Below are 19,737 nucleotides of genomic sequence, written 5' to 3' on the forward strand. Positions count from 1 at the left end.
GCGCGGGAATCAAGCAGCTTGTGGGTTGCTTTAGCGTTTACTGTCCACAATCTTCGGGGTAACAAAGATCAGTAGCTCACGATTCTTGTTGCTGTTGTTGTCGGTGCGGAACAGTCGGCCTAACACCGGCACATCGCCTAACACCGGAACTTTGGTCGTGCCGCTCAGGTTTTCTTCCTCATGCACGCCACCGAGCACCACCGTTTGCCCGTTTTCTACCAACACTTTGGTTTGCACTTCACGGGTGTTGATGCTAGGGACGCCGGAGAAGATTTGCCCCACGGTGTCCTGATTCACTTTCAAATCCATGGAAATGTGTTCGTCCGGGGTGATTTGTGGCGTGACTTCAAGGCTGAGTACCGCTTTTTTGAAGGCCACGTTCGCCGCACCGCTGGAAGATGCTTGCAGGTAAGGAATTTCCACCCCTTGCTCAATCAACGCTTTGGTTTGGTTGGAGGTAATCACCCGTGGGCTGGAAATGGTCTCGCTCTTGCTTTCGGCTTGTGAGGCAGAGAGTTCGAGATCGACCAAAAAGTCCTTACTCAAAATGGAGAAGCCGTAGCTGCCAATCGCGCCGGTGACAGGCAGGTTGACGCTGAGGCGGTCGCTGAGGCCGGGAATTGTCACGGTATTGTCGCCGGTAGGGTCAGCCAGTGCTTTGGTCGCACTTTCCCAGTAATCGTCAGTGCCGGAGCCAAGATGCCCCGTGCCAATGCCAATGCTGTCTTGATTGATCCAGTTTGGCGTAATGCCGAAGCGTGCGCCGAGTTCTTTGCCGAAGGTGTCATTGGCAATAACGATGCGTGATTCGATTAGGACTTGTTCGACCGGCACGTCCAGCACTTTGATCAAATCGCGGATGGCGCTGACCTGTGCAGCAGTGTCTTGTACTAACAAGGTGTTCGTGCGTTCATCCACCGATACTTTGCCACGTGAGGAGAGCAGGGATTGTTTGTCATTTTGCTTGTCATCACCCTTGGATTTTTCGATGATCGCTACCATGTCGGTAGCTTTGGCGAAGTTGATGGCAATGTATTCTGTCACTAAGGGTTCCAGTGCCTGCTTGGACTTGATGGATTCCAGTTCTTGTTGTTCCTTGGCTGCCAGTTCTGTGGCAGGCGCAACCCAAATGACGTTGCCGTTTTCGCGCATCGCCAGATTTTTGGATTCGAGCACGATGTCGAGCGCTTGATCCCACGGCACATCTTTGAGGCGCACCGTAATATTGCCCGCTACAGTGTCACTGACCACGATATTTTTGTCGGTGAAGTCAGCCAGCAATTGCAATACCGCCCGCACTTCGATGTCTTGGAAGTTGAGCGAGAGTTTTTCGCCGGTAAAGGTTTTCTTTTTCTGTTCACTCGCGAGTTTTTCTTCGGGCGATACTTTGAGTTTGTCGATGTAAACGGTGTATTCATTGCCGTTGCGATTGGTGCGGTATTCAAACCCTTCGTGGCTGGAAAGGCGAATTCGTGCGCCATCGTTGCGTTGTGCCACGTCGATGCTGCTCACGGGCGTGCCGAAGTCCATCACATCCATGCGTTTTTGCAAATTCGCGGGCACGTCAACGTCCGCCAAGGTAACGGTAATGGTGTTACCGCTTTTGCTATCGCTAACATTGGTATCGGCGGAAGGTAAATTAATGATCATCCGTCCGCTACCGTCGGGTTCACGCCGGAAGTCTACGCTTTGTAATTGCGACACAGTGTTGGCTGGTGCGGCTACTGGCATCGGTGCCGGGGTAGCGACACTTGCTAACGGTGCGGGTTTTGCTGCCATCGGTGGTGTGAGCACGGGTTTAGGTGCAGGCGTAACCACGGGTGCTGGCGGGGTGACAGCATCCGGTGGCGTATACCAAGCGTAATCTTTCGGCAATGCTTGTGGAACGGGCAATTCCGGCAATGGCAACGCTTGGCTGGCTGGCGTCACGGTTGGTACGATGGAGGGGGACGGTTTGGGCGCGGGGGTAAAATTGTCGGCGCTGGCTTTGCCGCTGCGCTGCACGTTGGGCGTTGTTTGCTGTTTGCCGTTATTGTCGAATAACATGACAACGGTGTTGCCACGGGATTCTAGCGTGTGGTTGACCAAGCCATTCAGGTGTACCACCACCCGTGCTTTGCCTTGGTTATTGGCGGCATCAACGGTTTGCACATTCCCCAAATTGACCGCTTTGCTGCGGGTATTGGGGGCAACGTCGGTCGCAGGAAAATCAAAGACTAGCCGTGAAGGGTTTTCCATGAGAAAACCTTGGGGCAACTGCACAGGGGAGCTGAATTGCAATTGAACTTCGGTTTTATTGCCTGCTGCTTGCGCGGTGATATTTTGCAGTTGCTTATCGGCTGCAAACACCAAGCTGCTGGCAGGGGTGCAGGCCACGAGAATTGCCAACGCAACACTTTGCTTTATTGTTTTCATTTTGTTGCTAGTCCTGTGTATTATTTTTTTACATCTTTAAGGTCAGAGAGGGCGATGGCATTTTCCCGTTCTTTGAAACCACCAAAACCGTTTTCGACAATTTCCTGAACCATCACTTTGGTTTCTTCAACTTTATTGATTTTGCCGTGATTTTTACCGAGGTAATTGCCTGCGCGAGCGCGGTGAATAGCGCCATCCGGGATGCGGATAAGCGCCCACAATGCACCATTTTGGTTGAGCGTGCCAACCATGCGCAGGCTGTCCAACGGAAAACCTTCCAAAAATTCAGGGACACGATTCGCGTCGGGCATAACGGCGCTGCCGGGGTCTGCCACGGTATCGGGGGCAAGAATCTTGGAATCAAACGGATTTAATTCGTGTCCAGGGTAAATAAACCGTACATAAGGTTTTATTTCGGGAATCGGGTCAATTGGCGCGGCTGGTTTCGCCTTAACACTTTGTACGTATTGTTCTAAATCACTCATGTCACTATTACAGGCCGTCAATAAGAATACTAAGCTAAAACTTGATATTAACTTAATAGATGCGACGAATGGGGTGGGTGCGGGTGTTTTCATCCTTTATTCCCCTTGGTGCTGCTGGCAACTTTATTAGTGGGTTTAACAGGTGCATCACTCTCGGCACCGTCTTCTAAATAACGATAGGTTTTTAAAGTCGCTTCTAAACGCAAGCGTCCGCTTTGCTCTTCGGGTTTTAGGTCGATATTGTTGATGGTCACAATGCGTGACAACCCGGAAATATCACTGACAAAAGTCGCCAGTTCGCGGTATGAACCTTTGGCAATAATTTTAATGGGTTTTTCCGCGTAAAACTCCATTTGCACTTCATTTTGTGGCTCAAAGAGTTCCAACTCCAAACCATTGGATAAGCCTTTTTCGGAAATATCCAGAATCAAGCCCGGTATCTCGGTATCGCTAGGCAATTGACGCAACAAGACGCTGAAAGAGCGCTGCATTTCTTCCATTTGGGCTTGGTATTGTGGCAATTGGCTGGCGCGTTTTTGTTTGGTTTCCAAGTCGGTACGCAATTGTTGCTCTTTGGCTTCGACATTGGCGAGTGCCTCCAATTCATCCACAATCACCAGTTGGTAGCCCAGCACTAAAATAACGATCATGATGACCCCTAGCGCCAGCGCCTTGATTGACCAAGAGACGCTACCGGGATCATCAGCTAAATTATTAAGCTCGTGCAGCTTCATTGACTACCCTCCTGTTTTTTGTTGGGTTTCTTGGCATCGGGCGCTGCATTTGTTGCGGGTTTACCCGGTTCGACGTTGGCCTCATCTTGCGTTTGACGCAGCAATTGGGTCACATCCAGTTTGAAATCCCTGAGCACCAATTCCCCGTTGTCGCCTTCTTTTTTGGTGGAAATAATGTTCAAGTTGGATGAGCTCAACCAGGTTGAAGCATCCAGCCGGTTCATGTAACTGGAAACCCGTGCATAGGATTCGGCCTTGCCTTCGAGTTCCACTTTGGTGCCATCTTGTTTCAGGTGCAGCAGGTACATGCCTTTGGGGAGGGCGTTCACCATTTCATCAAACAAATGCACGATAGCGGGGCGAGTGCTTTGCAAATCTTCGATGACTTGCATCCGATCCAGCAAGGCTTGGCGGGTGGCGTCGAGTTGCTCAATTTCTTTGATTTGCCTATCCAACTCGGCAATTTGCGTGGTCAAATATTGGTTGCGCTGCTCTTGGTGTTCGATCGCGTATTGCATGTATTGGTGCGCACCAAACACTGTTGCCGCTGCCAATAAGACACTGCCACCCACGAGGGCAAAAAATTGCTTTTTATTTTCCTCGCGGGCTTTTTCTCGCCAAGGAAGGAGGTTTAGGCCAGCCATTATTCCAATCCTCGCAGTGATAGACCCGCTGCAATCAGCAAGGCTTGCATATCATTGGTGAAACGCACCGGGCTGACACGCGGCCCCAATGCTACCCGTGTGAAGGGATTAATGACCCTGACCGGAATGCCGATGGTGGATTGAATTTGTTCGTCCACACCGGGGATACGGGCGCAACCGCCACAAATCAGGATTTGTGCCACGCTGTCTTTCTGGCTGGAGGCGTAGTAAAACTGAAGAAAGCGGTGCAATTGGCGCACCATATTGTCTTTAAACGGTTCCAGCACTTCGGACACGTAGTTTTCTGGCAGATTGCCTTCTTTTTTGGCTAAGCCTGCTTCCTGCCATGTCAGCCCGTAGCGGTGCATGATCTCTTCGGTGAGTTGACGTCCGCCGAACGCTTGTTCGCGGGAAAACGTGAGGCGACTGCGCTCGAATACGCTAATGCCGGTCATGGTTGCGCCAAAGTCGACGATCGCCAGTGAATCGTGTTGTTCCAATTCGTTGGTCAGGTGGCGTAGGACTTTTTCCAGCGCGTGGGTTTCGGTATCGACAATATCCACGGTTAAACCGGCCATTTCCGCAGCGGCTACCCGGACTTCGACGTTTTCTGAGCGGGTGGCAGCCAGCAATACATCCACGGTTTCCGGCGAATTGGCGGACGGCCCCAGAATTTCAAAGTCGTAATTGACCTCGTTCATGGGGTAGGGGATGTGCTGCTCGGCTTCCATCGACATTTGCGCTTCCAATTCCGCTTGGGGGATGGAGGCGGGCATGGGAATAATTTTGCTAATAGCCATCGACGTCGGAATCGCCAAAGCGCAATGCTTCAGTTTGGAGCGGCTATCACGCAAGGCTTTGCGGATGGCTTCGCCCACGGGTTCCGGTTCCACGATGTCTTTTTCATTGGCAACGCCCTCCGGTAGCGGGGCAACGGCATAACTTTCAATCCGGTAGTCGCGACCCTTGCGGGTCATTTCCACCAGTTTTATGGCGGAAGAGCTGATGTCCAGACCGAGTAAGCTTTCTTTTCGGGGATATATTGAAAACACAGGCAATTCCGAGGTTATTGTTATTATTAAACGTTGTAAGGTGTATCTTTTAATTATTTTCAGGGCAATGGTAGCGTCGAATCCCAAAATAGTCTACTCTGCCCATCTTGGGTGGCGTGCTTTCAGATAAACGGGAGCCGTGCGTAAATGAATAAAAGTCCAATGTAGTCATGCGGTTCATCTATAAGTTTTTTCAGCTCGTTTTTGGTGCTTTCTTCGCACTCCTCACATTAGGGGCGGTGGGATTATTTGCACTTTATTCTTACTATTCCCCGCAGTTACCTGATGCAGCGGAATTGCGTAAAATCGATATTCAAGTGCCATTGCGCATTTATGCACGCGATGGCGCACTGCTGGCTGAATACGGCGAACACCGCAGTCGCCCAGTGAAATTGGATGATGTGCCTAAAAATCTGCAACAAGCCTTTTTAGACATTGAAGACGCTCGCTTTTATGAACACCAAGGGGTTGATATAAAAGGGGTGTTGCGGGCATTGCGCAGTGTTGTTTCCACGGGTTCTGCCAGCCAAGGTGCCAGCACCATTACCATGCAGTTGGCGCGAAATTCCTTCCTAGATTCCGGTAAAAATTTCGAGCGTAAGCTTAAAGAAACGCTATTAGCCATAAAAATGGAACAGACGCTGGATAAGCCCCAGATTCTGGAGCTCTACCTCAACAAAATTTACTTGGGCAATCGCGCGTATGGCATTGCGTCCGCTGCGGAAATTTATTACGGCAAAACCTTGGCGGAACTGACCTTGGCGCAGAGTGCGATGATTGCCGGATTGCCCAAAGCGCCGTCGCGTTATAACCCGCTGGCTAATGCTGAACGCGCCATGATCCGCCGCAACTACATCCTCAAGCGCATGTTGGAACTCGGTCATATTTCCCCCGCTGACTACCAAACCGCCATCAACGAACCCAACACCGCGCAACGCCATAAAACCGAGATTGATGCGGATGCACCGTACCTTGCCGAAATGGTGCGTGCAGACATTGTAAAGCGTTTTGGTGAAGCCAATGCTTATACCCAAGGTTATCATGTGTACACCACCTTGGATTCCGCTACCCAAAAAGAAGCCGCTGAATCGTTACGTAAATCCTTGTCCGCCTATGACCAACGGCACGGTTATCGCGGTGCTGAAGACAAATTGTCCTTGAGTGAATTGAAAAATGAGGATGAGATGCGCGACAAGCTCTCGTCTTATCCCACGTTTGGCGATTTGCAGCCCGCCTTAGTGCTGCAAGCCGGAGCCAGCAGCGCTGAATTATTGGTGGGTGAAACCCGTGTGACGCTGGGCTTGGACGCGGTGAAGTGGGCGCGGGCGTTTAAAAGCGAAGATCGCCGTGGCTCCTTCCCGAAACGGGTAAGCGATGTCGTGAGTCCGGGTGAGATTGTGCGCTTGCGTCAAACAGACAAAGAAAAAAATACTTGGGTGCTTTCGCAAGTGCCGACCGTTGGCGGGGCATTGGTTTCACTGGATCCGACTGACGGTGCCGTCCGTGCGGTGATGGGCGGCTTTGATTTCCAACATTCCAAATTCAATCGGGCGACGCAAGCCATGCGCCAGCCGGGTTCCAGCTTTAAGCCAATTGTGTACGCGGCGGCTTTGTCGAAAGGCTTTACCCCCGCCAGTGTGGTGAATGATGCGCCGATCGATATTCCGGGAAGTGATTGGAAACCTGAAAACTTCGGCGGCAAGTACATTGGCCCGACCACGTTACGCGAAGCGTTAGCAAAATCACGTAATCTGGTTTCTATCCGTTTATTGCGCAGCATTGGGATTAATTACACCATTGATTTTGCGCACGAGTTCGGTTTTCCCAAGGAAAATTTGCCCCCCAATTTGACGCTGGCTTTAGGCACTGCCATGACCACGCCGATGGAAATGGCAACGGCTTACGCGGTGTTTGCGAATGGCGGCTATAAAGTCGACAGTTACTTTATTACCAAAATTGAAGACCGCAACCATCAGGTATTGTTTAAAGAGACTTCACCCAGAATTTGCGTCGGTGAAACGGACGTGTGTGTGGTCGAAAAACAAGCCGCAGACAACACTGGCCTGCCCGAAAAAGACTACGAAGGCAAGGATGGCAAGACGGCTGCGCCTGCTGAAGTGGCTGATGATAGACCCATTTGGGAAACGGCGGCTGTTGAACGCCCCAAAGTGGGCGAAGAGGGGGTTTATCCGGCGGCTAAACGCATTCTGAATAACAGAACTCACTACCAGATCGTGAGCATGATGCAAGACGTTACCCAGTCAGGAACAGCAGCGCGTGCGGGACGCAGTTTGAACCGTAAAGACATTGCGGGTAAAACCGGCACCACCAATGATCAAAAAGATGCGTGGTTTTGCGGATTCACGCCCAGCGTTGTGACGGTCGCTTGGGTCGGTTTTGACGACATGGCGAAGTTAGGCGAGGGCGAAACGGCGACCAATGTGGCGTTACCGATGTGGATTGATTTCATGCACCGTGTCTTGAAGGGTGAGCCGTCGAAAGAATGGGAAAAGCCGCTGGATATGAAAGAAGCGGATTTGGATTTGGGTATTGAGAACGATAAACCCCGGCGGCGTGCGTCGCGTGCGGACGATGCAAGTGCTGGCTTTCAGTACAAGAGCGAGCGTGACATTGCGCCGCGTCAAGCCCCACAAAACGGTAGCGCACCGCGTGCACCCGCCCCGCAACGGACACCGGAACGGGTAGAAATTCCTGAGCAACTGTTCTAATGCGTAATACCCGTGAAGAAACCCGCCATTTGGTGGCTGAAGAAGCCGCCCGCCTGATTTACGAAGAGGGAATGCGCGATTACCGCTTGGCTAAGTTGCGTGCAGCCGAACAATTAGGCGTTTCTGCCCACGGCAGTTCCCAGCCAACCAATGAAGAGATTGAGGCGGCAATTCATCAACGCATTCAATTGTTCGACGCGGAGACACAACCTGCGTTGTTGCGCCAGCACCGTGAAGTGGCGTTGGAAGCGATGGATTTTTTGCAAGCCTACAACCCTTATTTGACAGGTGCAGCGTTGGAGGGGACCTCCAGCCCGCATTCGGCGGTGACGCTGTATTTGTCAGCCGATGGGGTGGAACAGGTGATATTTTTTCTCGAAGATCAACACATTCCGTTTCAAGTGCACGAGCGCCGTACCCGTTTGGGTAACAAAAAGCAGGAATATTTTCCGCTATTGCGCTTTTATGTGGATGATGTGGAAGTGGAGTTGATGGTATTTCCGCATGATGATCGCTTTGCGAGTGCGCCGATTAGCCCGATCACGGGCAAGGCGATGAAACGGGCGGATCGGAAGAAAGTTGCCGCGTTGTTGAATGTAATTTGACCATCAATATTTAAACACCAATAGACCTTGACTCATTCGAGTGTATTCAAATAGGTAGTGTCTGCGTCGTGATTATGGCTTTATTCTGTAGGGAGAAAAACTTACAGGACGTATGTTATGAGCACCGACACGGCAAGACCATCTGTTAATCCTTTGTTGTCTTCTGTTCCCGCTGATCAGCTTTTGCACGTGCGCGATGGTATCCGTCGGCGGCAAGCTTTTTCGATTTTTGCAAATAACTTTACCGATCTTAACTTAGTCTTTAATTCAGGAGAAAAGAAATGAGTAAAATTTGGCAAGATAAAATGAAAAACATGACACGTTCGATTTCGCCTGGTGTTAGTGGTGATGAAGATCTTGGTCCTTTTAAATGGTTACCACAAGGAGTTTGGCAAAATAATGGGAAGCAATTCGGATTTAATATCATCGCACTTCCCTTTAAAGATGCCGACCAAGCAGAATCCCGTGGCTATCGTGTGTTGACGAATAAATATTTGGAAGCGTTAGAGTTCACGACGGTTGATAAAGCCGTACCAAACCGTGGTGTTGAACCGGCAAGTGAGTGTGAAAATGACACTGATTTAGTCGAAAAATGCCATAAAAGCGATAATATCGAACCCGGAAAATTCACAACTGTAGATCAAAGAGTACTCACTTTGAATTACATTCAGATGATTTCGCAAGTAGAAGCAATTAGTTTTCCTGATGTTCCAACAGAAGATGGTTCAAAAGAAACAGGAACAGTTTGCAAAAAAATTCATCATGAACCTGGTTTGTTTCTGCGTACGACAAATCCTGTCGAAACAATTATCCAAAGAAAACCAACGGTGCGAAATATCCCTCTAAATTTGGCTCGATTGGCAACGATTCCACACGGTAATTCCGTGTTAGCGCTAGGTAGCTGTGAAATTTTGGAGTATTCAAAAAAGGAACTCAAAAAAATCACAGATGCAATCAATGGTGATGAAGCAGATGACGCAATGCGTGAATACCTTGCAATTCCTGAAGACAGTATTCTTATGGGAATGCCGCAAGGAACCACGCAAGATTTAGTGAACGCTGGGTATTTGGAGCCATATCGAGAAACAATAATTGATAAAGGTACAGATGATGAATTTAATCCAGTAGTGCCTCAAGCAAGATTGTTCAAAGATCTCAAGAAAGCACTTGGCGTTGAGAATTTTAAAATTAACGGCGATTTTCCAATAAAAAGGACTACTAAAATATATTTTGATACTGACTTCGGTACGGGGGGGATTCTCAATATTCCATTTGTCACTAGGCAAGCAAATGCTGCTGCAATGCGAGCCACATTTTGGATTCATGAATTAGACGAACCTGTAGGTGATACTGAACCTAAACTAATTTTGCAGTATCTACAAACTGTAATTTTAGATTTCCATGTCATTCGTTCTGATGACTTGCCTGGTCGAATTCGCTGGCCTCACATATCCATTAACACAATGATCAAAGGCGTCCACAAACCTAGAGATCCTTGCGAGGAAACACAAAGTAAAATCTAATGATTTCAAGTTTTTACAAATAACATATTGGTTGCCACATCATCTAGGAAAGTAATATTTATGCTTACTAATAGAAACCCCAAGCACAAAGAAACCGACAAAGCAGCATTAATTGCTATCATACAAATGGCAGTTAATGTTGAATTGTTTACCATTCCGCTATACATGAGCAGCATGTATTCTATCAAGGGCTTTCACCAAGTAACATTTGGGAATAAATTCGATGTTTACAAAAACCGTCAGTGGCCCGGCATCAAACCTTTAGCTAATGAAGTTAATGAAAACCAAAAAGCATTTAATGCTATGTTTGGGATTTTTATTCAAGAAATGTTTCATCTTGAATTGGTTGCTAATATTTCGTCGGCTATTGGCATAAAACCTTGTTTTACGCATTCTGCCTTGCAGGACGGTGATCACGGTTGGACATGCTATGGCAGTGACAAAACTATGATTCCGGGCATTGTTGATTTACGTGATACAACACGTTACTCGCATGTGAAAGTTAATTTAGGACCATTAAATTTGGAAATGGTCAGTCTCATGCTTGCTATTGAACAACCAGAGGAACAGGCAAAAAGCTCGATAAAGCCAGAGGCGTTAGAGCGTTATTTTCCCACTGTACCGTTTGACGGATGGAGTGCCTGCGACCCGCTGCCTTTGTTTGGCTCCATTGGGCATATGTACGAATGTTTGTTAAAATATGCTTGCATCAAGTATTCGGATGATCCTAGTAAAACCCTGTTCCAGATACTGTATGAAGCAGCAGAGCCAACCAGAATCCAAAACTTCATATTCAATAAGGAAATTCCACCGGATCACCTTGGCATAGAATTCCCAAGTATAAAAACCACATTTAATTGTGTAGCTCCAGAAGATTCTAACGATCAACTGCAAGACATGGTTAATGCAATTGTTGATCAAGGGGAAGGGCATTCCTCCGAGGGGATCTCACTATTCCCCCTAACATCAGATACTGAATGTTCATCGGTTTACAGTAGTGATTTCGTTTACAGGTTGCGCTGTGAATACTTGATTTATCAGATTTTTGGGATTTTTATTAATCCGCCTTGTGATTCTACCAATGGCTACAATATGAATGGTTTTGGAGAACATTTCTTGGTTACTTTGATGAAATCTCATCCAGACGAAAAGAGCCTTAAAGAAAAAATGGTGTTTGATGCAGATAATATTATTAAAAACAGTACAAAATTTGAACAAAAACAAAGTAATCATGGTTCAAACAGATTAAAGAACCATATTGTTTACATGCAAAAACGCGCACAAAGAGAAAATTGGAACATCAATTTTGATGAGGTTGAAAAGCTGCTCGACGTAAAATATCTCAATGAACACTTAAGAGATGTTAGCGACAAGTTAGATGAGAAGGATATAACTGATATTGTCAAATATTATGGAACGCCAAAATGGAAAGATTTTTCCTCGAAGGCTCCTATAGTAAAATATTTCGGAAAACTTTATTTATTGCAACGTTTATCGGCATACCTAGAGGGTCGCAGCAATTTCAAAATGACTCAGTATGATGTTTGTTGTTGGGAAAATTTTGTTTTTGCTGCGCACCAACCCGACAAAAATGCCATGAATACAAATTACCCCTCTTTCGATGCATGTGGGATAAAAGAACCGCAATCTGCTGATGCTGAAGCACGGTGTGATTACGCTCGTTTTACGCACTATAAACGTCTCCAAGAAATTCGCGAGAACTTGTGCGATATTGAAACATGGGTCGATTGGCATAAAGCAGGGAACTGCTGGACGAGTGACATGCTGGAAACCAACGATGACTGCGACTATCCTGTCCGACAGCCTAACTTGTGTAATCCCTCGCCTCTGCCATCAACCAAGGCAATTGCTGCTGCGATGAACGAACTGAAAGCACTGCGCGGCACCTCATCTGACCGTTTTGATGACCTGAATCGCGTTGCCGTCGGTGGTATCTACGGTATTGTTCAATCACTGCGCGAGTTTTGGAATAAGGATAATGTAGACGCTAAAGGTAATGTAAATTTTACGCTGCCTTTAGGTGCTATGCGTGCCTCACACGGACGTATGTCCATTATCTGGGCAGTTTATGGTGAAACTCCAAATCTGAGCCTGGGTATTGGCAATCCTGACAAGCTGGCTACCCTCCACAATGCTTGTCAAGGGCTGAGCTTTGATAATCCGGGTAACAGTTGTGCCGCACGAGAGGCTTACCACACCTGTGCCGGTGCCAACTCATGCAGAACGCAAGGCGCTTGTGGAACGGTAGCAAAAGACTGCGAAACTTTGGTCACTGAGCCGTTAGAATGCGCTAAAAAAGCTGCTGATATATATTCCCCTCCTGCTGACAACCAGTGTAAATCATTAGGAGGATGCGCTGTGCCTATATCCGCATCACAGCTCCTACGTGTTAGTAGACAAGATTTCCGGGACGAATCAGGCAAGCGTATCGACGCTGATTTCACTATGAAACTGTACGACTTTGTTAGTGCAGCAAATAATCCGCCCAATCAACCACGCTACTTGGAGCAAACTATCACCTTCAAGCAAGGTGAATCGGTTTACGACACAGCTTGGAAAGCCTACACGAAGGTGATGGAGACCAGAAGCAAAGATCCGGGGACAAAACCGGAAACTGACCTGATTCGTTTGGTATTGGCTCCCGTGTAACCTCTCCCGGCATTACCCGCTGCTTGTGTTAGCGGGTAATGCTTTTTTAACAGAAAAACCAAATTTATGGCAACTTCCACTAAATTATCGCGTATGGGTTATCCCAACTTGGGTTATGGTGTTGGCTTAAGAAATAAGCACTTAAAGCATATTCTTTCGCACGGCGCTGGGGTCGATTGGTTTGAAATCATCAGTGAAAACTTCATTGGTAATTATGGTTATGCCCGCTATGCACTGGATAGTATCCGCGAACGCACTCCGCTTGTCATGCATGGCGTGTCGCTTTCCATCGGCAGCACAGACCCTTTAAATATGACTTATTTGAAGCAATTAAAAGCACTTGCGGCGGAATTATCACCAGTATGGATTTCAGATCACCTGTGCTGGACAGGCGTTTCAGGCATCAATTCACATGACCTTTTACCGTTACCACTAACAGAAGAAGCTTTGTATCATGTGGCAACCCGACTCAATATCGTGCAAGATTATCTAGGGCAGCCTATTATTTTGGAAAATCCTAGCACATATCTGGAGTTCACACATTCCACCCTCCCTGAATGGACATTTTTAGCAGAATTAACACAGCAAACAGGTTGTGGTCTGTTATTGGATTTGAATAATATTTATGTTTCTAGTCATAATCATGGTTATGATCCATTTGATTATCTTAAGGCAATACCGCTGGATAAAGTGGTTCAAATTCACTTGGCGGGTCCTACGTATCACGCCCCCTATCTTATTGATACCCATGACCAACCAGTTCCAACAATTGTATGGCAACTATACGCTCGTTTGATTGAACTCACAGATGGCGTCTCAACGCTATTGGAGTGGGATTCTAATATCCCTAGTTATCCTGAGTTATTAAAAGAACTGTATAAGGCAAAAATGGTGAGAGATGGTCACATTCCTGACCATTCACCGTTACTAATACCGTCTAGCCCTCCCGTCTCGACACCCTTAAATTATCAGCTTGGTGGCGTATGACAATGCCTGAATTGCAACAAATCCAAGCATGGATGATAACCGCTTTAGCAAATCCAGTCGGTTTGAACCAAGGACTCACACACGCAACGTTACGCCACGATTTGTTGGCAAACGACATTATCCGGGGGGATTACCAAGGGCGTTTGAGCATTTACTTCAATAGCTACTCCCTAAGATTATTACAATGCCTCGAAGCTGATTTTCCTGCCTTAAAAAATGTGATGGGTAAAGAATTATTCGACTTTTTCGCTTTGACGTATATTTTGAATCATCCCTCACAATCAACCACCCTATTTGATTTAGGTGCGAGTTTTGCTGATTTTCTTGGGCAAACCCAAACTAAAGACAACACCATGCCTTTTGAATGGGATACACACCTGCAATTACCGCTAGATTTAGCTAGACTGGAAAGAAAAAGAACCGAAGTCATGCGAGAAAGAGGTTTGGAACACACACAGTCTATTTATTTTATTGAACCACACAATTATCTCCAGCAATCTGACATCATATTAGTTACCCCCCCTTGCCTACGGCTGCTGGAACTTTCCTTTCCACTGATTCCTTTTTTGCAAGCTATTGATAAAGGAGATGCCTCACCCGCCATTCCTTTGCCACAAGAGAGTTTTGTTGCGATTACCCGGCTGAACTTCCAAGTTTCATTATACACCTTGCAACCTTGGCAATACCATTTTCTAATGACGCTTCAGAAAACACCCGATATTCACCAAAACATAGATATTATTGCACAGATAACGGGATTTTCTGCTAACTCTTTACAAGATGCATTAATATATTGGTTGCCGATTGCTGTAGAGACAGGGCTAATTCATCCAACCCGATCACTAGAAAAGACATGGTGAATATTGTACTTATTTCATCGAGTATCCGATTGCCAATGCAGTGATATGACAATTAACGCACGTTTACCTAAATCACTTGCCGAGGTTGGTAGCGTACAGCGGCACATTCAACAATACCTGTATTTTCGCCTTAGGCAAGCTACTCAACCGAAATTGAATATTTCCACTCAATCCATGCACTCGCTTTTGCATGGTATTCATCCCAGTCCCCGCTCGCCACGTTGCGGGCAGGGAAATTTTTCCATCATTAACGACACTAACATGCAAACGCCGCTCTTTAACCGAAATTCCAATCTCCAACACCTCCGGCAACGCATGGCGCAACGCATTACTCACTGCCTCGCGCAGAACCTGCGACAACTCCAGCACCTGCTTGGCATTCAACGTAAACCCATTCAACTCCCCCTGCTGCCACACCAATTCGACCCCTGCCGCCTCCGCTCTTTCCGCAATCTCCACCCGCCAATCCGCCACCTGATCGACCAAGCGCAGCGGGCTGGTTTTTTGCGACAAACGAATCGTATCCCGCAACGTCGTCAATGCCAGCCGTGCCGCCTGCTTGTGTTCCGGGTTTGGCAATTTGTGCATCAGCGTCATCAATTGCGCTCCCACGCTGTCATGCAAATCACCCATAATGCGCTGCCGTTCTGCCATTACCGTTTGTTGGCGGGTTTCACTGGCAACACTCGCCATGCGAGCAATCGTCAACAGCGATTCGGTTTGCTGCCTATCGGCTTTATTGAACAAATGCGCCGCCATCTGTTTGCCACTCAGCCGATAAGCATGGTGATTGCCAAGGCTCGGTACGGTTAGGTGCAAGCCATTATCCGCCAACATCACCGCGCTACTTTGTTCCGCCAAACGTTCCAGATGCAAGGGGTGAAAGCGTTGTTGCAATGCCGCCTGCCAACGCTGCTCAAAGCCTTCTTTGGACGTGGCATCTGCCATGCTTTGGCTAAACACCGGCAAAAATGCCTGCAAAGATTGCCGCTCATCCGGCATGATTTTTTCAAATAACCACTGCCGCAGGGGGAAGTACACAAAACCCGCTAAGATCACTGACCCGCCCAACGCATAAGCGGCTGAAGCCTGAAACGTCGCTGCCAATACCAAATCCAATATCAGCACCACGCTGCCACCCACCAACCACAACAGCGACCGAAACCACCAATACTCGATTTCAAACAACCGAAACCGCAGAATCCCGACCGCCCACCCCGTAAACGTAGCGACCAGCAACGCACGGGTTGTCACTTCTGAGATGAAAGGTTGCACCTCGAACATCAGCGGAAATCCGTATAACAGCATAATCAGCCAAGCCGGTAACAACGCCGAGAATTGCAAAATCCATACCGTGGTGCGGTCAACCGGGTTGCCCTGCGTCTGTTGCCATTGTTTGTAAAATAGCCATGTGCCAGTCATGATAAGCGGCGTGATGGGGGTGATGTAAATATGTAAAGGCATCGCAACCCATTGAAAATAATAGTTAAGCGTCAACAGCAACATGATGCCAGCGATTGCCAGCATTCCCCACTTGGGGGCTATTTGCCGAGGGTAATAGCACAAAATGGTCAATAAACTACCCAGAAACACATTCATGGCTAATGCCTCGGTCGGTATCATCACCTTAAGCCAAGCAGGTGGCAGGTAAAACTCACGGCTAATCAGCAAGCGAAAAATGCTACCGGCACAGTAATAACTCAGGCAAGCCAACAACAAACAGGTGGATTCCAAGGTATGCGGCTTATACGTCCACACCACCACGCCAACCAATAATCCAGCAATATTGGCAAGTGCGAACCACCAAAAGAAAGCGGGTATCTGCGCCAGCGGCGTGCGGGGTTTGATAGCTAACGCAATGCGTTGTTGTTCCGCCGTGATGAGATTGACCGGCACATCACCAGTGAATGCCTGTGCTAACTGCGCTTGCAGGGCGATGTATTGGTTGAGTTCCGCATAGGTTGGAATGGACAAGGGTTCTAGCAACAATATGGGTTGTAACTCAACCCGCGCCGTCGGGGTTTCAATAGCCTGCAAAGCGCTGGCATTGGTTAATTGACCCGCAACAGGTGAATTGTGCGCGACCAATCCAATCACCTGCCGCTCTTTGACGGCAAGTTGTACGCCTGTCCAAGGCAATTGCAGGCGTAGGTACAACGTCAGCGCTTCAACCAAACAGATAAATACCAAACCCAACAGCAAGGCATTCGCGGGTGACGCTTTGGGCGGGGGAATCGCCGCTAACCAGCGCATTAGTGCGAATCCGTATTGACCAACCCCATGCGACAAGCTTCCACCGCTGCTTCGGCGCGGCTCGAAATGTTCAGTTTTTGATATACGTCGCGGATGTAACGCGCCACGGTATTGTTGGAAAGCGCTAATAATTTCGCCACTTCATTGCGGCTCAAGCCTTTTGCGACCAGTGTTAGCACTTCCTGTTCCCTTGGGCTGAGTTGATTGAGCTGGCTTGCTTCGGCGTGTGGGGAATTAACCACCGCAGGTTGGGGCTGTTCGGTGTTTACTTCCGTGAAATAGCGCAAGATGCGCCGTGAAATACTCGGTGATAATGGCGGGTCGCCGCTGAGAATGCCGCGCAATTTCTGAATAAACCGTGCATCGGGCGAATCTTTCAATAAATAGCCATGCGCCCCCGCCCGCAATGCCTTGAGAATATGCTCTTCATCGTCAAAAATGGTGGTGATTACGATGTAAGCATCGGGGCAGCGTTGGCGCACACAACTGATCAAGTCGATACCGCTGCCATCGGGCAAGTTGAGATCCAGCAAAGCTAAATTGAAATACTGGGTTTGCAGGGCATCACGCGCTTGCTGGCAGGTCATGCTTTGCGTGGTGCGTATGTCTCCAAACGTTTGGGTAAGAATATCACGGAGCCATTCGCTAGTTTCTGGCACATCTTCGACAATTAATGCATGTTGCATAAACGATTCCCTGTTCTGTGGTGCTGTGAGGAGGCTGAACATCGGCTTTCAGGTGTTGTATAGTAGATTGATCACCTTATTGCTCCCATGTACTTAGGAATGAGCACGACAAAATGACCGATCACCGTACCCTGTTATTAGAAATGTATGCTGCTGGCCTAAGCGCCGTCAATGGCGAAATGGCTGTTTACCAAGCATTGCTTGCCAAGGGTAAACGCGAGACTTGCCATGTCGTGGCGATTGGCAAAGCGGCGGAAGCGATGTTTATCGGGGCAAGTCGCTACCTAACCACGCAGATAAACAGCGCCTTGCTGATCACCAAACACGCTCATGCCACTGTTCCACTGCCATCTTATGTGCAAGTTGTTGAAGCGGCGCATCCGGTGCCTGATGAATCGTCATTAGCGGCGGGTCAAATTTTGCTGAATTACTTGCAAACCCTGCCTGATCATGCGCCGGTGCTATTTCTGATTTCCGGTGGCACTTCCAGTTTGGTCGAAGTGTTGGATGTGGGCTGGAACCTGCCGCGTTTGCAACAAGCGACCCAAGCGATGTTGGCAAACGGGGCGGTTATTAGCGACATTAATGCAATGCGGCGAGCGCTGTCTTTAATTAAAGGCGGCAAATTATGGGAATATCTGGGGTAACGTCCAGTCAGTTGTTTACTGATGTCTGATGTACCCGGCGATGATCCCGCAGTAATTGGTTCGGGATTACTGTTTCCCGCACCGCATGACAGGTTTGATTGGCAAATTGTCGCCAGCAATCGCCAACTGCTGGCGGCAATGGCTGCCGCCGAATCAGCCGGTTTGCCGGTGCAGCTAATGCCTGATTTCATCGAAGGTGATGCGGAAGTAATTGCACAATGGTGTGTGGAACAGTTGCAAGCGAGCGCTCCCGGTCTTTACCTGTGGGGGGCGGAAACCACGGTGCAATTGCCGTTGAATCCCGGTCGCGGCGGGCGCAATCAGCATTTGGCCTTGGCAGCGGCGCTTTGCCTAAACCCAGACGCTGACATTTACCTATTGGTTGCCGGGACGGATGGTTCGGACGGGGTGACAGCCGATACCGGAGCGTTGATCGATAATGGCACTATCCGGCGTGGTAAATCGCAAAATCTTGACCCCTGGGCTTGTTTACGTGCCGCTGATGCCGGTACATTCCTTGAAGCCAGCGGCGACCTGATTCACACAGGGCCGACGGGTACGAATGTTATGGATGTCATTATCGGTTTAAAATTACCATGCAAAACCTCTACCGAGCAGCTCACGCCTGCTTAATGCAAGCGGATATTGACCAGAAATTGGTCGGTGCGCAGCAACTCTACACCGCTTGGCAACAGGGCGACTTATTGCGCGATAATGAGTCGAGTTTTCCGGTGCAATCTATTTTGATTCCCGGTCGCCCTGCCAAGCCGGAGTTGGTGCACCCCAAGCATGTCAAACAGCGCAAACTCAGCACCCCAGAAGGGCGGCGGGCATTATTACACGCGGTTGCGCACATTGAATTTAATGCGATTAATTTGGCGCTGGATGCAGTCTACCGTTTTCGCGAATTACCGGATGCTTATTACGGCGATTGGTTACAAGTCGCGGCGGAAGAGGCTTACCATTTCAGTTTATTACGCGCCCGGATGCAGGATTTTTCCTGTGTTTATGGTGATTTGCCTGCGCACAATGGCCTGTGGGAACAAGCCTGTAAAACCGACCATGACGTGTTGGTGCGCATGGCGTTGGTGCCAAGAGTGCTCGAAGCACGCGGGCTGGATGTTACCCCCGGTATGATGCAGCGCTTACGCGAAGTCGACGATGCCGAAACCGTTGAAATTCTAACAATTATTCTGCGAGATGAAATCGGGCATGTGCGGATTGGCTCGCGTTGGTTTCATTACTGCTGTGCGCAACGTGGCTTAGAACCCGATGCCACTTTCCGGCAATTACTCCGTGAAGCTTTGCCCGCGCCGTTGCGTGGCCCGTTTTATACCGAGGCACGTTTGCAGGCGGGTTTTAGTGCTGAAGAATTGGAGCAGTTGGTCGACATGGAAAAAAATTGGGTGTAAAACACCGCTCATCGGCTTAACTGGCCACTGCCTGA

At 48.4% G+C, this 19,737-nt stretch carries 17 protein-coding genes; 10 read left to right on the top strand and 7 right to left on the bottom strand.

The window, feature by feature from the left end:
* Positions 1–30: 30 nt before the first annotated feature.
* From L3K52_09495 to L3K52_09515, 5 genes are all read right to left on the bottom strand, one after another.
* Positions 31–2,415, bottom strand: coding sequence for a type IV pilus secretin PilQ (locus tag L3K52_09495; GenBank protein ID UOG93938.1), 2,385 nt, complete (start codon positions 2,413–2,415; stop codon positions 31–33).
* A 20-nt stretch (positions 2,416–2,435) separates the two neighbouring features.
* Positions 2,436–2,900 carry a pilus assembly protein PilP gene (locus tag L3K52_09500; protein UOG93939.1) on the bottom strand — a complete coding sequence of 155 codons (465 nt, stop codon included), beginning with the start codon at positions 2,898–2,900 and terminating at the stop codon, positions 2,436–2,438.
* Positions 2,901–2,989: 89 nt separating this feature from the next.
* Positions 2,990–3,634: a type 4a pilus biogenesis protein PilO gene (locus L3K52_09505; protein ID UOG93940.1), complete on the bottom strand. Its 645-nt coding sequence runs from the start codon at positions 3,632–3,634 to the stop codon at positions 2,990–2,992.
* A complete protein-coding gene (locus L3K52_09510; protein ID UOG93941.1) occupies positions 3,631–4,278 on the bottom strand; it encodes a PilN domain-containing protein in 648 nt (215 codons plus the stop codon). The genes L3K52_09505 and L3K52_09510 overlap by 4 nt, the downstream gene beginning before the upstream one ends.
* Entirely contained in the window at positions 4,278–5,330 is a 1,053-nt protein-coding gene (locus L3K52_09515; protein UOG93942.1) for a pilus assembly protein PilM, read from the bottom strand. The genes L3K52_09510 and L3K52_09515 overlap by 1 nt, the downstream gene beginning before the upstream one ends.
* A gap of 170 nt (positions 5,331–5,500) precedes the next feature.
* Between L3K52_09515 and L3K52_09520 the strand changes: the two genes are divergently transcribed.
* The 7 genes from L3K52_09520 to L3K52_09550 all read left to right on the top strand — a co-directional run bounded on the left by L3K52_09520 (position 5,501) and on the right by L3K52_09550 (position 14,704).
* On the top strand, positions 5,501–8,059 hold the full coding sequence (locus L3K52_09520) for a penicillin-binding protein 1A (protein ID UOG93943.1): 2,559 nt from the start codon (positions 5,501–5,503) through the stop codon (positions 8,057–8,059).
* Positions 8,059–8,664, top strand: a complete 606-nt coding sequence (locus L3K52_09525; GenBank protein ID UOG93944.1) for a hypothetical protein — start codon at positions 8,059–8,061, stop codon at positions 8,662–8,664. Before L3K52_09520 ends, L3K52_09525 begins: the two co-directional genes overlap by 1 nt.
* Positions 8,665–8,781: 117 nt before the next feature.
* Entirely contained in the window at positions 8,782–8,949 is a 168-nt protein-coding gene (locus tag L3K52_09530) for a hypothetical protein (GenBank protein ID UOG93945.1), read from the top strand.
* Entirely contained in the window at positions 8,946–10,187 is a 1,242-nt protein-coding gene (locus L3K52_09535) for a heme-binding protein (protein UOG93946.1), read from the top strand. Before L3K52_09530 ends, L3K52_09535 begins: the two co-directional genes overlap by 4 nt.
* A 60-nt stretch (positions 10,188–10,247) precedes the next feature.
* On the top strand, positions 10,248–12,857 hold the full coding sequence (locus L3K52_09540) for a ferritin-like protein (protein UOG93947.1): 2,610 nt from the start codon (positions 10,248–10,250) through the stop codon (positions 12,855–12,857).
* A gap of 66 nt (positions 12,858–12,923) precedes the next feature.
* Positions 12,924–13,844, top strand: a complete 921-nt coding sequence (locus tag L3K52_09545; protein ID UOG90453.1) for a DUF692 domain-containing protein — start codon at positions 12,924–12,926, stop codon at positions 13,842–13,844.
* Between the two features lie 2 nt (positions 13,845–13,846).
* Positions 13,847–14,704, top strand: a complete 858-nt coding sequence (locus L3K52_09550) for a DNA-binding domain-containing protein (GenBank protein ID UOG90454.1) — start codon at positions 13,847–13,849, stop codon at positions 14,702–14,704.
* A gap of 72 nt (positions 14,705–14,776) precedes the next feature.
* Here L3K52_09550 and L3K52_09555 read toward each other — a convergent pair whose 3' ends face one another.
* Together L3K52_09555 and L3K52_09560 are read right to left on the bottom strand one after the other, a co-directional pair.
* The gene (locus L3K52_09555; protein ID UOG90455.1) at positions 14,777–16,957 is read right to left on the bottom strand and encodes a hypothetical protein; all 2,181 of its coding nucleotides are present in this window, start codon (positions 16,955–16,957) and stop codon (positions 14,777–14,779) included.
* Positions 16,957–17,643 (bottom strand): response regulator transcription factor, encoded by a 687-nt coding sequence (locus L3K52_09560; GenBank protein ID UOG90456.1) that lies wholly within the window; start codon positions 17,641–17,643, stop codon positions 16,957–16,959. The genes L3K52_09555 and L3K52_09560 overlap by 1 nt, the downstream gene beginning before the upstream one ends.
* 113 nt (positions 17,644–17,756) lie before the next feature.
* Between L3K52_09560 and L3K52_09565 the strand changes: the two genes are divergently transcribed.
* From L3K52_09565 to L3K52_09575, 3 genes are read left to right on the top strand one after another with little or no spacing between them, the layout of a single operon-like run.
* Positions 17,757–18,290, top strand: coding sequence for a glycerate-2-kinase family protein (locus tag L3K52_09565; protein ID UOG90457.1), 534 nt, complete (start codon positions 17,757–17,759; stop codon positions 18,288–18,290).
* Between the two features lie 21 nt (positions 18,291–18,311).
* Positions 18,312–18,923 (top strand): glycerate kinase, encoded by a 612-nt coding sequence (locus L3K52_09570; protein ID UOG90458.1) that lies wholly within the window; start codon positions 18,312–18,314, stop codon positions 18,921–18,923.
* Complete coding sequence (locus tag L3K52_09575) at positions 18,887–19,702, top strand: ferritin-like domain-containing protein (GenBank protein ID UOG90459.1); 816 nt, start codon at positions 18,887–18,889, stop codon at positions 19,700–19,702. The genes L3K52_09570 and L3K52_09575 overlap by 37 nt, the downstream gene beginning before the upstream one ends.
* Positions 19,703–19,737: the final 35 nt, after the last annotated feature.

Origin of the sequence: Candidatus Thiothrix sulfatifontis (assembly GCA_022828425.1) — a bacterium.
Taxonomy (GTDB): Bacteria; Pseudomonadota; Gammaproteobacteria; order Thiotrichales; family Thiotrichaceae; genus Thiothrix; species Thiothrix sulfatifontis.

Coding starts and splice junctions, on each gene's coding strand:
- L3K52_09495 (UOG93938.1), bottom strand. CDS start 2,415: ATGAAAACAATAAAGCAAAGTGTTGCGTTGGCAATTCTCGTGGCCTGC.
- L3K52_09500 (UOG93939.1), bottom strand. CDS start 2,900: ATGAGTGATTTAGAACAATACGTACAAAGTGTTAAGGCGAAACCAGCC.
- L3K52_09505 (UOG93940.1), bottom strand. CDS start 3,634: ATGAAGCTGCACGAGCTTAATAATTTAGCTGATGATCCCGGTAGCGTC.
- L3K52_09510 (UOG93941.1), bottom strand. CDS start 4,278: ATGGCTGGCCTAAACCTCCTTCCTTGGCGAGAAAAAGCCCGCGAGGAA.
- L3K52_09520 (UOG93943.1), top strand. CDS start 5,501: ATGCGGTTCATCTATAAGTTTTTTCAGCTCGTTTTTGGTGCTTTCTTC.
- L3K52_09525 (UOG93944.1), top strand. CDS start 8,059: ATGCGTAATACCCGTGAAGAAACCCGCCATTTGGTGGCTGAAGAAGCC.
- L3K52_09530 (UOG93945.1), top strand. CDS start 8,782: ATGAGCACCGACACGGCAAGACCATCTGTTAATCCTTTGTTGTCTTCT.
- L3K52_09535 (UOG93946.1), top strand. CDS start 8,946: ATGAGTAAAATTTGGCAAGATAAAATGAAAAACATGACACGTTCGATT.
- L3K52_09540 (UOG93947.1), top strand. CDS start 10,248: ATGCTTACTAATAGAAACCCCAAGCACAAAGAAACCGACAAAGCAGCA.
- L3K52_09545 (UOG90453.1), top strand. CDS start 12,924: ATGGCAACTTCCACTAAATTATCGCGTATGGGTTATCCCAACTTGGGT.
- L3K52_09550 (UOG90454.1), top strand. CDS start 13,847: ATGCCTGAATTGCAACAAATCCAAGCATGGATGATAACCGCTTTAGCA.
- L3K52_09555 (UOG90455.1), bottom strand. CDS start 16,957: ATGCGCTGGTTAGCGGCGATTCCCCCGCCCAAAGCGTCACCCGCGAAT.
- L3K52_09560 (UOG90456.1), bottom strand. CDS start 17,643: ATGCAACATGCATTAATTGTCGAAGATGTGCCAGAAACTAGCGAATGG.
- L3K52_09565 (UOG90457.1), top strand. CDS start 17,757: ATGACCGATCACCGTACCCTGTTATTAGAAATGTATGCTGCTGGCCTA.
- L3K52_09570 (UOG90458.1), top strand. CDS start 18,312: ATGTCTGATGTACCCGGCGATGATCCCGCAGTAATTGGTTCGGGATTA.
- L3K52_09575 (UOG90459.1), top strand. CDS start 18,887: ATGCAAAACCTCTACCGAGCAGCTCACGCCTGCTTAATGCAAGCGGAT.